Origin of the sequence: Pseudomonas sp. SG20056 (assembly GCF_031764535.1) — a bacterium.
Classification (GTDB): domain Bacteria; phylum Pseudomonadota; class Gammaproteobacteria; order Pseudomonadales; family Pseudomonadaceae; genus Aquipseudomonas.
Map to the genome: position 1 here is coordinate 3,492,328 of NZ_CP134499.1, position 12,455 is coordinate 3,504,782.

General features: G+C 58.5%; 8 protein-coding genes. 2 read left to right on the forward strand and 6 right to left on the reverse strand.

Annotated features, from left to right (window positions below; genetic code table 11):
* The first annotated feature begins 312 nt into the window (after positions 1 to 312).
* Entirely contained in the window at positions 313 to 1,152 is an 840-nt protein-coding gene (locus RHP75_RS16635) for a metal-dependent hydrolase (RefSeq protein WP_233683827.1), read from the forward strand.
* 108 nt (positions 1,153 to 1,260) lie between these two features.
* Here the strand turns inward: RHP75_RS16635 and RHP75_RS16640 are convergent, their stop codons facing one another.
* Both RHP75_RS16640 and RHP75_RS16645 read right to left on the reverse strand, forming a co-directional pair.
* Entirely contained in the window at positions 1,261 to 2,202 is a 942-nt protein-coding gene (locus tag RHP75_RS16640) for an alpha/beta hydrolase (RefSeq protein ID WP_311089174.1), read from the reverse strand.
* 80 nt (positions 2,203 to 2,282) lie between these two features.
* Positions 2,283 to 2,963 (reverse strand): TetR/AcrR family transcriptional regulator, encoded by a 681-nt coding sequence (locus RHP75_RS16645; protein WP_090382661.1) that lies wholly within the window; start codon positions 2,961 to 2,963, stop codon positions 2,283 to 2,285.
* A gap of 84 nt (positions 2,964 to 3,047) precedes the next feature.
* Here RHP75_RS16645 and RHP75_RS16650 point away from each other — a divergent pair, with 84 nt between their 5' ends.
* A complete protein-coding gene (locus RHP75_RS16650; protein WP_311089175.1) occupies positions 3,048 to 3,917 on the forward strand; it encodes a hypothetical protein in 870 nt (289 codons plus the stop codon).
* On the opposite strand, the gene RHP75_RS16655 is transcribed toward RHP75_RS16650, so the two are convergent.
* The 4 genes from RHP75_RS16655 to RHP75_RS16670 form a co-directional block, all read right to left on the reverse strand.
* The gene (locus RHP75_RS16655) at positions 3,906 to 6,629 is read right to left on the reverse strand and encodes a LuxR C-terminal-related transcriptional regulator (protein ID WP_311089176.1); all 2,724 of its coding nucleotides are present in this window, start codon (positions 6,627 to 6,629) and stop codon (positions 3,906 to 3,908) included. The genes RHP75_RS16650 and RHP75_RS16655 overlap by 12 nt on opposite strands.
* Before the next feature lie 278 nt (positions 6,630 to 6,907).
* Entirely contained in the window at positions 6,908 to 8,275 is a 1,368-nt protein-coding gene (locus RHP75_RS16660) for a DUF1329 domain-containing protein (RefSeq protein WP_311089177.1), read from the reverse strand.
* A 34-nt stretch (positions 8,276 to 8,309) separates the two neighbouring features.
* Positions 8,310 to 10,244 (reverse strand): DUF1302 domain-containing protein, encoded by a 1,935-nt coding sequence (locus tag RHP75_RS16665; RefSeq protein WP_311089178.1) that lies wholly within the window; start codon positions 10,242 to 10,244, stop codon positions 8,310 to 8,312.
* A gap of 371 nt (positions 10,245 to 10,615) precedes the next feature.
* Complete coding sequence (locus tag RHP75_RS16670; RefSeq protein WP_311089179.1) at positions 10,616 to 12,298, reverse strand: fatty acid--CoA ligase; 1,683 nt, start codon at positions 12,296 to 12,298, stop codon at positions 10,616 to 10,618.
* Between the last annotated feature and the right edge of the window lie 157 nt (positions 12,299 to 12,455).

Sequence of the window (12,455 nt, forward strand, 5' to 3'; positions counted from 1 at the left end):
CCATCGCCTTACTCAGTCTGTGCAGTCGCTGCATGGCCCGCTCCATACTCGGGGCTTGTTCAGGCAATCACCACAACCGAAGGTTGGGCGCATGCAGGGCACGACCGCCACAGGAGCTGATTTTCGCTGCGGCATGGCTCTAGCGTGGGCAATAGAGCATGCCGATGGTGCTCAGGAGGCCTCACAGCGCTTGGCACACCCGTGCAATATTGGCCACATATGACCGAAACATTGGCTGTTGTGAACCTTTGCCGAGCCGCCTGGTGAATCCATAGTGAGACCACGCTTCAGTCACAGACTCAGGGAGTCAGCATGGTTAGCACTACCCCGGAAGGTTTGCAGATTCGCCCACGGCATATGGATTTCGATTTCCCCAATCCACTGCCCCGCCACTGGCACAGCGGCGATGCCTTCAAGACCCATTTGTTTGATGCCATGTCGGTGCTGTTCCCCGATGGCGAGCGCTTTTTTATCGACTCGGTGCGGCACTTCCGCGACCAGATTGATGACCCGGTGCTGAAAGAGCAGATCCGTGGCTTTATCGGTCAGGAAGGCCACCACAGCCGCGAGCACCTGGAATACAGCAATCGCCTGCGTGACCTGGGTTACAACATCACCCGTATCGAGAAACGCGCCCAGGCACGGATTCGCTACACCCAGAAGAAGTTCTCGCCGCAAAGGCAACTCGCGGCCACTGCCGCGCTGGAACACATCACTGCGATCATGGCCGATGGACTGCTCAAGGACCCGAAACATCTGGAGGGCGCCCACCCCACCATGGTGCGGCTGTGGCGCTGGCACGCGCTGGAGGAAACCGAGCACAAGGCGGTGGCCTTCGACGTGTACAACCAGGTCTGCGGCAGCCGCAAACTGCTGCGCAGGGCCATGATGATGGGCACCTTCTTCTTCGTGCTCGACACCACCCGCGGCCTGGCGCATATGCTGAAACAGGACGGCCTGCTGTGGAACTGGCGCGTATGGCGCGATGGTATCCAGTGGATGTGGGGTAAGGAAGGCGTGTTCCGCCCGCTGATCAGCACTTATCGCGACTTCTTCAAGCCCAACTTCCACCCCTGGGAGCACAACAACCTGGAGTTGCTTTACCAGACCCGTACGGAGTTCGATCTGCCTGTACAAAGCCAGGCTGCCTGAGCCGGACACTGCAGCCAAACGACAAGGGAGCCAGAAGGCTCCCTTTTTTATTCCTCTGTTGTTCACCGACTGCGGCAGCTGTTGCCACCGCAATCGGCTTCTGTTCGATCAGCCTTGAAGAAAACGCAGGGCATCGGCCGCGCTTTGCTGCGGGATTTCTTCCATCGGAATGTGCCCAACGCCCGGATAGGTTTTCACCTGAATCCCCGGCAGGTCGCGCTGCCAAAGCGGCACGTGCTTGGGCGAAATCCAGCGGTCACGTTCGCCCCACAGCAGCAGCGTCGGTGCCTGAATCTGCGCCACCCGTGCCGGTGTGGTGTGCAGCTCGTCCTTGTTGACCTTGAGCAGCACGCGGAAGATATCCATCATCGCCCGGCGATTACCTGGCCGACGCGTCAGATCGTTGTAGCGGTCCACCACACCCGGCTTGATCCGTGCCGGCTCGCCGTAGACTTCCTTGATGCCCTGGGCAATCAACGCGCGCGGCATCCACAGCGGCATGGCCACGGTGGCACCCGGTAAAGCAGCGGCGGCAATCATCCACGGCACCTTGTGCATGTGATAACCGGCCGGGTCGATCAGCACCAGTTTCTCCACCCGTTGTGGCTGCGCCAGGGCAAAATTCCAGGCGATATAACCACCCAGGGAATTGCCGACAATCGACGCCTTGCTCACGCCCAGGTAGTCGAGCAACAGACCGAAGACCTTGATCATCCGCTCGGCGGAATACACACCATCGCGGGCCGGGCCGGTGAGGCCGAAGCCCGGCACATCGAAACGAATCACCCGGTAATCAGCGGCAAAGGCTGGTAGCCAGTCATCCCAGGTGTGCAGCGAGGCCACCACGCCGTGGATCAAGACCAGCACTGGTTTGTCGCGACTGCCCTCATCGCGGTAGTGCAGATTGAAACCATCGAGTTCGATATAACGCGAGCCATTGGCGGCATTGCCATAGCGCGCCTTGAGGCGCTCCAGCGGCAGGGCACCAAAACCCAGGCGGGCAAAACCGGCCGCCAGCGGTGGCGTCAGCGAGAGACTGGAAGCAGACATGCAGGCACCTCTAAGATTTTTGTTATGGGAAAGACGCATCCGGTCTATCAGAGCATGTACGCCCAAAGCTGACGCCTAACCTAGGTTGAGCCGGACGCAGGACACAGCGAGGCAATCAGCAGCTCACTGAGCACACGCTTGGCCTGCTCGATTTCTTCGCGTTTGGCGGCGCGGCCAAGCAGCTCCAGCGAGGCCGCCTCCATGGCCCAGATCAGCGCACGGTAGGTCAGTGGATCCGCCGCGCGGGTCGCGCCATGCAGACGCTCGGCCAGTAACCGCGCCATCTCGGTATGTGCACGCTGCCGGTGTGCGGCCAGCGGTGAATCGGCGCGCAGGGCTTCTTCCTGCATCAGGCGGATAATCGGCCCGACCGCCAGGTGATAGTCGAAGTAGCGTCCGACCATGCCCTCTAACCAGGCCTGTGGGCTGCCGGCGATGCTCTGCATTTCACTGAAGCGTGACAGCAGCAGGGATACTGCCGTCTGGTAGATACCTTCGAGCACCTGCATCTTGTTCTCGAAGTATTTGTAGAAGGTGCGCCGCGACACATTGGCCGCCGCCAGCAGGTCATTCACCGTGGTGTCCGCCAAGCCCTTGCGGGCAAATACCGGAATTGCCGCCAGCTGAATATTGGTGCGCTGCAGATGGCCGATCAGCGGCCCGTCGCCATCCTGCTCCTGCTGCTGGGCCACCGCACCGTAACCACCGAGGTCTTCGAATACCGCGCGAACGGCACCCAGTTCTGCCAACGCCTGCTGCATCGCACACTTCCCAACCAAGGCGCGGGTGACGCGAGCCGCCAAGCTGGTTACGCTGGGCCACGCCTACTCCGCAGGATTGTTCTTGTGCCGCACACGCTACCATCACGCCGTACCCTACCGCTGGCCATCCTTTTGCTGGTTCTGCTTGCGCCCGTGCAGGCCGCCGAACTGTTCTACCTCGGACAGAAGATTCCGGATATCCACAAGCCCTGGAACAGTGCCGACTACCAGCAACTGCTGGAGGCGCTGAACAAGGTCGACAGCACCCAGCTCAACGCCCTGCCCCGGCGCAGCGGCGAGTTCACCGGGCCGATCTATCAGCGCATGGTCAGCGAAGAGAACTTCCGCCCGCAGCTGAACATCTACGCCCCGCTGGAGCTGCGGCAGAACGAAGCCCGCGAAGCGTTATTCCGCCTCAAGGAGTTGATGCGCCTGTATTTCGATTTCCGCGCGGTACAACAGCCCTATGCCGCAGAAGCGCTGGGCCTGATGAGTTATTCACTGCGCCAGCAAGCCGTGCTGTTTACCCTGACCACCGAATTCTGGATGACCCTCTCGGAAAGTGAGCAAAGCAACCCGGTGCGCCTGCAAGGCCTGCATGAAACCAAGGCGGCGGCGGCCATGCTCACCTCCAGCGCCCTGGACTATCTGGGCCTGACCAAACAGTTTGGCCGCGAAGAACTGGTGCTCTACAGCGCCGAGCTGAGCAAGCAACTGCCCGAGCTGTTTATCCATTTGAGCGGTGAGGTGCGTGAAACCCTGTTGCAACGCGTCGAACAACTGGCGCAGCAGCATGCTTATGCCGAGGTGCAGCAAAACATGCGCGAACTGCAGCCGGTGCTGCTAAGCATCCAGCAGGATGTACAAGCCAAGCTGGCAAACGCGGCGGCGCAACCACGCAAAGCATCTGCGCGCAGCCTGGATCTATCGGTACCGGCGGAGTCAGCGCAGTAGGCCGAGGCTCTTGGCCCGCGCCACCGCCTGGGTACGCCGCTCCACACCGAGTTTGCTGTTGATGTGACGGGCGTGGGTTTTCACCGTGTGCAGGGAGATAAACAGGCTGTCGCTGATCTCCTGGTTGGAGCAACCTTGGGCGATCAGTTGCAGTACGGCCAATTCCCGCGAGCTGAGGGCATCGACCACAGCAGCATAATCGTCCTGACTGACCAGCGGCTGCGCCTGCGGCAGATGCTTTTGCAAGGCCTCGATCAGCGGACTGGCCTCCTGCCCCAGCAACTGCTCGCGTAGCCATTCTGGCTGTCGCGTGAGCAGACCATGAAACGGCAGCAAGCCACCGCCTGCCGCCGCTTGCAGGGCACTGCGCAACTGCTGCTGGGCCTCGCGTTCGCGCCCGGCGTCACGCAGCAATTCTGTCAGCTGCATCTGCGCAATCACCCCCAGCAGTTGACCGCCCGCGTTCTGCGCCAGCTGACTCAAGCCGCGCAAACGCCGCTCGGCCTGCTCATCCTCGCCCTGCAAACGCTCATATGTAGCCAGATGCAGCTGCACATGCAACGGCAGCTGTGGATGAAACTCCGGCGCGGCGGCCGCCTGCTCGCCGCCATAGGCATCCAGCAAACGACTCAGCCAGACGCCCGCCAGCTCGGTCTGCCCCTGACGCAGCCACAACTCGCATTTGGTCAGAGTGATCATCGCCAGGTAATAGATCGGCGGAATATCCCAGATATGCATCAACCGCTCGGCCTCGGCCAACTGGGCAAAAGCCTCCGGCAGGTTGCCGCAGCGCCCTTCCAGGCTGGCCAGCACGCAATAACCGATCAGCACACTGATATCACGGCAACCCCGCGCTTCGGCAATCCCGGCCAGCAGGCGCTGGTGGGCCTGTTCTGGTTGTAGGCGCAGACTCAGCAGATAGCCTTCGTAAAGGGTCAACCGTCCGCGTGCGGCGTACTGCCGCTGGACCGGTAGCTTGGCCAGGCGCTGCTGGCCCTGACGCACCTCGTCCAGCGCACGCAGCACTTCGCCGCGGGCTTGCAATACCCGCGCACGGTCGTAATGGGCCAGGGCCTCGAACAGCGGGTTACCGACCCGTTGCGCCAGCTCCAGAGCCTCACGATTCAGCCCACGCGCCCGCCACAGATCGCCGTGCACGATCGCCAGGTTAGCCAGGCTGGACAGGCACATCAGGCGCTGCCCGTAGCGATCCAGCGGCAGACAGCTCAGCGCCTCACTGCAATAGGCCTGAGCCTTGGCGCTGTCGCCACGACCGCGGGCAATCACCCCGTTCAGCGCCAGCCACTGGGCCAGCAAGCCTTCCTGCTCACTACGCTCGCGGGCCGGCAGAAAGCGCCCCAGTTCAGCCAGCAGTTCTTCGGCGGCGTCCAGCTGACAGGCCAGCGCCAGTGCCCAGCCGTAGAGCAGAATCAGGCGTGGCGTGCTGGTCAGCAGGCTGTCAGGCAAGTCCATCTTCCAGCGCAGCAAGGTGGCAACGTTCTGCTCGGCCAGCAATTGTTCTTCGGAAAGGTTCTGCACCAGATTCGCCGCCACGTCCGGCTGGCCCGCGCGCAACGCCTGCTCGATGGCTTCATCCAGAAGGCCTTCCGCGCTGAACCAGCGACACGCGCGCAGATGCAGGCCAGAGGTTGGCTGCGGCCGACTGCGCAGCAAATCGGAAAACAGGTGGTGATAGCGAAACCATTTGCCCTGCTCATCCAGCGGCACCAGAAAAACCTGATGCGCCTGCAGGTGACGGAGAATCGCGGCGCTGTCATGGGCATCGCGCAGGGCATCACACAGCTCGGCGCAGAAGCGCTCCTGGCTGGCCGTTTCATAGAGAAAGGCCTGCACATCAGCCGGCTGGCGTTCGATGACTTCTTCCAGCAGGTAATCATGAATCAGCCCGTCACCACCCTGTACCAACGCCGGTAACGTCGCCGACTCCTGCGCTTCACTGACGGCCAGCGACCACAAGCGCAGCCCCGCGACCCAGCCCTCGCTGCGTTGCAACAGCGCAGCCAGCGCGTCTGCCGACAGCTCGGCGCCTTGCAACCTGAGCAACGCGGTGCTTTCGCTATCCGAGAGGCGCAGATCCTGCTCGTGCAATTCCAGCAACTGACGCGACAGGCGCAGGCGTGCCAGATGCCAGTCCGGACGCTGACGACTGGTCACCAACATCACCAAACCGGGCGGTAGGTGGCTCAAAAAAAACTGTAAACAGCGGTCAAGTACCGCGCCTTGGGCCAGGTGATAATCATCCAACACCAGCAACAAGGGCTGCTGAGGATCGAGGCGCAGCGCCAGCTCATCGAGCAGACCATCGAGCCACTCTTCAAAGGCAAAAGGCTGATGCCGTTGGCGCAGGCGCAGCAAGCCCAGCGCTTCCTGACCCACGCCCGGGAAAAACTGTTGCAGCCCACTGAGCAATCGCTCGAGAAAGCGCCCAGGATCACTGTCCCGCGAACTCAAACCCAGCCACAAGCTCTGCCACTGTTCGGGCAGATGCTCGCAGAACTCGATGGCCAATGAGCTTTTACCAAAACCGGCCGGCGCACTGACCAGCAACAGACGCCCCGCCAGGCCGCCCAGTAGGCGCTCACACAACCCAGGTCGCGGCACATAACTGGCCGGCAGCGGGGGTCGATAGAAATGCCCACCCAGTACATTGGGTGCGGCAACCAAGCCAGGAATTCGGGACAGATCAGTCATCAGCCAGTTTCTTGTAGTAGTCAGGCAGAGGCACTACCAATGCCCCGCAGACTAGCCTCTTGATGCCTGCATTTGAAGCCCTAGCGGCCATCAGGTAGCAAACGGCAATGATTGCGCCCCCTTATTGAACATTTCCCGGGCCTTATCACAGGGATAAGAATGGCCGGAAGCGACTTTTTAACGTCGCGCAGCGATGGCCCGAAGGATGGCAACCATGGATCCCGGCCATAAAAAAACCGGCCCTTGCGGACCGGTTCTTTATGCAGCGTTACTGCGGTTTAGCGTACGCCAGCCTGGCGCAGGGCCGCTGGGGTGTAATCGCTTTCCTTCGCCGGGTAGTCGAACTCGTAAGCACTCTTCTCTTCGTTCTTCATACCCAGAGCCAGGTAACGACCGGACAGCAGGTCATACAGGGTCTCTACGCTGTACCACGGCACTTGCTTGTCGTAGTAGTACTGAGCATGGGCTTCAGCCACACGCCACAGGGTACCGCGACCGTCGTAGTGGTCGATGGCAGCAGCTTGCCAGGTATCTTCATCGAGGTAGAAGTCACGCTTGGCATAGATATGACGTTCACCCGATTTCAGGGTTGCGGTCACATGCCATACGCGGTGCAGCTCGTAACGGGTCAAGTCCTGGTTGATATGGCCAGCTTTGATGATCTCGTCATACTTCAGCTTCGGCGAGTCCAGACGGTAGCTGTTGTAAGGAATGTAGATTTCCTTCTTACCGTTGAGCTTCCACTCGTAACGGTCAGGAGCACCGTTATACATGTCGAAGTTGTCGGACGTACGCAGACCGTCAGCGGCGGTACCTGGACCGTCATAGGACACCTGCGGAGCACGACGCACACGACGCTGACCGGCGTTGTACAGCCACGCCAGACGCGGTTCTTTCACCTGGTTAAGGGTTTCGTGTACCAGCAGCACGTTACCTGCCAGACGCGAAGGAGCAGTTACCCGCTGTTTGAAATAGAACAGTACGTTGCTTGGCTTGCTGGTATCGGCATCCTTCAGCGCACCACGGAAGGTGAACTCATCCTGGAAGTAAACCAGGCTGTAGGAGCCATTCGGCTGTGGAGTCGCCTGAGTTACCAGGCGCTTCACGCTGCCACCACGGTAGCGAGTGATGTGGTTCCAGATCGCTTCCAGGCCGTCTTTCGGAATCGGGAAAGGGTTAGCCTGCTCGAAGTTCTCCAGACCGTTACCGCCTTCGACCATCTTGGTGTTGACTGCGTTGTTCTTCGCAGCCGCCAGGATAAAGTCCGGCATGGTCGCCGTACGATGAGTGGCGAACACCGGCATTTTGTAGCTTTCCGGATAACGTTTGAACATCGCCAGCTGGCCAGGGGTCAGCTTGTCTTTGTACTGATCAACGTTTTGCGCGGTGATGGTGAACAGCGGCTGCTCGCTCGGGAACGGATCCGACAGGAAGCCTGCGGAATCCGCAGTACCCGCGCTGGCTGGCAGACCGCCAGTCCAGGCTGGGATCGAACCATCGGCATTGCCCGCCATTTCCGCACCGATTGGTGTCAGCGTAGTACCCAGTTTGGCAGCTTCATCCGGCGACACCGCCGCCATCACACCGCTCGCCAACAGCGAAAGTGTCAGGGCGCCAGTTTGCAGCAGACTTTTTGTTGTTTTCATAGTCATAGTCGTCCTCAAAATCTCGTCCGCTTACTTAGAAGTTCACGCCAAAGCTGAGCGCAACAAAGTCGCGGTCAACCGAAGTGTTGTATTTACCGCCAAAGAAGTCGGTGTAAGCCAGGCTAGCGGTATAAGTGTTCTGGTATTCAGCGTCCAGCCCCAGGCTTACAGCCTTGTTGCCTTCACCGAACAGACCGTTAGGGCCGTAACCATCTACATCATGCGACCAAGATACGCTTGGCTTCAGGTTCACACCGGCGAATACGTCCGGATAATCCCAGATAGCGCGAGCACGGTAGCCCCAGGACGTGCTGGTAACGAAACCATCGTCTTCACAGTACTTTGTCGCGTTCTCTGCATTTGGATTGTTCCCCAAAGTGCCTACGTTCAGACCTTTACATGCGTTAAATACTCCAACGCCAGATACAGCATAGTTTCCCGAAAGAGGACCTGGGCCATATATAGGATCTCGACCATAACGAACGTCATCTGAGCTTTCCAAACCACCTACATGCACAACGCCGATTTCACCAACCAGAGTCAGACGGCTAGCGCCCATAACCTGATCAAAGAAATGGGTAAAAGTAGTTTGAAACTGGGTAATTTCTTTACGGCGATAACCATGTAGGTCACTGCCAGGAGCACCATTCAACAGAGAGATATTCCCAAGACCAGCACCAGCAAAAGTTGCAGCCGCTAATGGGTTGAAAGCCGGGTCGGCAAGCGGTTTCAAGCCGGCATAGAGCACATCAGTAGTATTCAACTGGACTGGGGCATTTGGCCGGTAACTTAGCTCACCAGCCCACGCGGTACCTGTTGGTAACGTAGTCGAAAAACTCACACCGTAAAGGCGAATATCTTCCGGATACTCTAGGAAATATTCAGAATTACCGGCTACACGCAACGGCGCCAGAGCCGCCGAAGCAGGGAAGCCTGGAATAGTGGCTGCGTTGTAAAACGCTGGAGCGGCACCAGTGGCACTGAAAATTGGTGTACGGCTGTGGTAATTCATGAAGTAGGCACCGAATTCGGTGTCCAACGGTTCAAAGAAGTAGCGGAACGCCATACCCCACTGACCATCATCACGAGCATCGCGATCCCCTGCACGAGGAACCAGCACGCCCTCTTGATTGATATCAACGCCGAGACCTTGGAGCAACGCCAACTGCCCCGCGGTAAAACTCGAGCCTTGCCTCAGTACACGCAGATTATCGTCACAGCCATCAGCAACAATATCTGCCTGAGAGAAGAACGTGCCGCAGTTATCCACAACGGTCTGATCCCACTCCAACTGGTAAAAAGCCTCCATTGAGAGGTTTTCAGTCAAACTTTGGGATACATAGAACATATTGACCGGGATCAGGCCTTCTTTAATCTCGGCACCTGGACGGCGGAACGCAGCGGCATCAACAGGGTTAATAGAGTTAATGCTGTTCTGAATAAAAGTACTCTCACCCCAACTTACAACTTGCTTACCTAGGCGCACGGAGCCCGGCTGATCCGCAATTGAGTAATTGTGATAAACAAAGGCATCAAGAATCTGCGCACCAGAAGCTTGTGCTCCTTCTTTACGATTACTGTCGTCAATATCTTTGAAGATACGGCTTTCGTCTTTCAGTTCGAAGTCGTACCAATACTTACCACGAACAAAAACGCCGGTATCGCCGTACTTCAATTCAAGGTCATGAATACCTTTGAAAATCTTGGAGAAAGTTTCACCTTTCTTGAAGTTGGCATGGCCATCATCTGAGGTCTGCGAAAGACCGTCACCACCATTGTTAAAACCAATCAGATCAGGATCGGCACCACGCACCGACCAGCTAGAACCAATAGACAGAGAAGAATCGAATTGACCTTCGATTTCACCGATATTGAAAGTAACGCCGAATGCAGGTGCGGCGAGGGTGGATGCGAGGCTGACAGCCAATGGCAGTTTTGCCAGGCGCCAGGTTTGTTTTGTTTTTGTCATCGACGCTACTCCATGTGTTTTTTGTTATGGATGGTGCGGACTATAGCCAGCGGGTACTTCTGCTTGATCCCTCTAAAGTGTGATTTGCAGCCCCCAGGCACTCTGGCTCGCAGGTTTCGGCGTGTTTGGCACAGCCGGCAGAGCCAAGAATGGCTTGGAATGAGCAATTAGCAAGCCAAACGCTTGTTTGACTGACCAGTCACCAAAACTGACCTGGCTTGGCGCGAATCGAACATCCCAGATAGTTTCGCCAAACACTCCAGAAAAACCCTACGGAATCAGCTGAAAGGCTCTGATCATCCGGCTTTAGCGGTACTGCAAGGCAAGCATGCAAAGAGGCGAGGCTTGCGCCTCACCCGCAGCGCAACACCTTAGACAGTCGACAGAAACGGGCTGCCCGCAGTCTGCCACTGGACGATATCCAAGCGAATGCGTTTCTTATCCAGCTTGCCGACGCTGGTCTTGGGAACTTCGGTAACAAGGGCGATCTGCGACGGTATCGCCCACTTGTTGATGCTGCCCTGATCGACAAAAGGCTTGAGGTGTTCCTTGAGGCCCTTGGCATCCAGGCTCTGGCCTTCGCGCAATACCAACAGGGCAAACGGTCGCTCACCCCACTGCGGGTCAACCACACCGACCACAGCCACTTCACGTACAGCCGGGTGACGGCTGATCAGGTCTTCCAGCTCCAGAGAGGAAATCCATTCGCCGCCGGTCTTGATCACATCTTTGATACGGTCGCGGATATCGATAAAGCCGAAATCGTCGATGGTCGCCACATCACCAGTGTGCAGCCAGCCGTGTTCCCACAGCTCGGCGCCCTTCTCCGCTTCGCGGAAGTAACCCTGGGTCAGCCACGGCGCACGCAGCACCAGTTCGCCCTGGCTTTCGCCATCGGCCGGTAACAGGGTGCCATCAGCGGACATAATCGCCGCTTCCACCAGCGGCACCGGCACGCCAGCCTTGATGCGGTAGGTGGTACGTTCATCTTCGCTGCCGGCCATCAGCTCATCGTTGATATGCGCGCAGGAGATCAGCGGGCAGGTTTCCGACATGCCGTAGGCGGCGGTCAGCTGAATGCCGCGCGCCTTGGCCGCTTCGTACAGCGAACGATTGAGCGCGCTGCCGCCGATGATCATTTTCAGGCCGCCAAAGTCGTGGCCCTGAGCACCAGGGGCAGCCAATACCATCTGCAGAATGGTCGGCACGCAGTGGGAGAAGGTCACCTTCTCCTCTTTGATCAGGCGGCAAAGCATGTCCGGCTCGTAACGGCCGGGATAGACCTGTTTGATCCCCAGCATAGTGGCCACATATGGAATGCCCCAGGCATGCACGTGGAACATTGGGGTAATCGGCATATACACGTCGTTGGTGCCCAGCAGGCGGATGCTGTCCAGGCTGCCCAGCACGCTGGCTTCGGCCATGGTGTGCAGCACCAGTTGGCGATGACTGAAGTACACGCCCTTGGGGTTGCCGGTGGTGCCAGTGGTGTAGAAGGTTGTGGCGACCGAGTTCTCATCGAAATCCGGGAAGTCGTAGCGCGGGCTGGCGGCGGCCAGCAGGTTTTCGTATTCACCGACCAGGCCACCCAGGTCGGCGGTTTTCTCGGTTGCATCGGTCAGCAGAATGGTCTTTTCCACCGTAGTCAGCTGGCTTTCGATGCCCTTGTACAGCGGCACAAACTCGCTGTTGACCAGCACAAATTTATCGTCGGCATGGTTCATGGTGTAGAGAATCTGATCGGCCGATAGGCGGATATTGATGGTATGCAATACCGCGCCGATCATCGGAATGGCGAACATGCACTCCAGGTAACGGTGGCTGTCCCAGTCCATCACCGCCACAGTGTCACCAGCCTTGACCCCGGCTTCGGTGAGCACATTGGCCAGGCGCGCCACACGTTCGTTGAGGGTCGCGTAGCTGTAACGCAGCTGATCGCGGTAGACGATTTCGCGGGTTTTCTCGTAACGAATGCCCGACAGCAGCAGACGCTTGATCAACAGCGGCGCTTGGTGTGCGTTGTCGGCGGGAGCAATCAGACGGGTCTGCAGCATGGCGGTACCTATTGTTGGTTTTTTCAGTGGGCCCAATCTAGAGGCCCCACAGCCCAGTCAAATCAGCCCAAAGAATGATTTTTCGTGTGACTCTTTGGGCATTTTTAGTCACGCAGTAGAATCGGTGGCTCGCATCCGATGTGTTTGGCCCACGATC

Excerpts from the sequence above, each read along its gene's own strand:
- RHP75_RS16635 (WP_233683827.1), top strand. The coding sequence starts at position 313 with ATGGTTAGCACTACCCCGGAAGGTTTGCAGATTCGCCCACGGCATATG.
- RHP75_RS16640 (WP_311089174.1), bottom strand. The coding sequence starts at position 2,202 with ATGTCTGCTTCCAGTCTCTCGCTGACGCCACCGCTGGCGGCCGGTTTT.
- RHP75_RS16645 (WP_090382661.1), bottom strand. The coding sequence starts at position 2,963 with ATGCAGCAGGCGTTGGCAGAACTGGGTGCCGTTCGCGCGGTATTCGAA.
- RHP75_RS16655 (WP_311089176.1), bottom strand. The coding sequence starts at position 6,629 with ATGACTGATCTGTCCCGAATTCCTGGCTTGGTTGCCGCACCCAATGTA.
- RHP75_RS16660 (WP_311089177.1), bottom strand. The coding sequence starts at position 8,275 with ATGAAAACAACAAAAAGTCTGCTGCAAACTGGCGCCCTGACACTTTCG.
- RHP75_RS16665 (WP_311089178.1), bottom strand. The coding sequence starts at position 10,244 with ATGACAAAAACAAAACAAACCTGGCGCCTGGCAAAACTGCCATTGGCT.
- RHP75_RS16670 (WP_311089179.1), bottom strand. The coding sequence starts at position 12,298 with ATGCTGCAGACCCGTCTGATTGCTCCCGCCGACAACGCACACCAAGCG.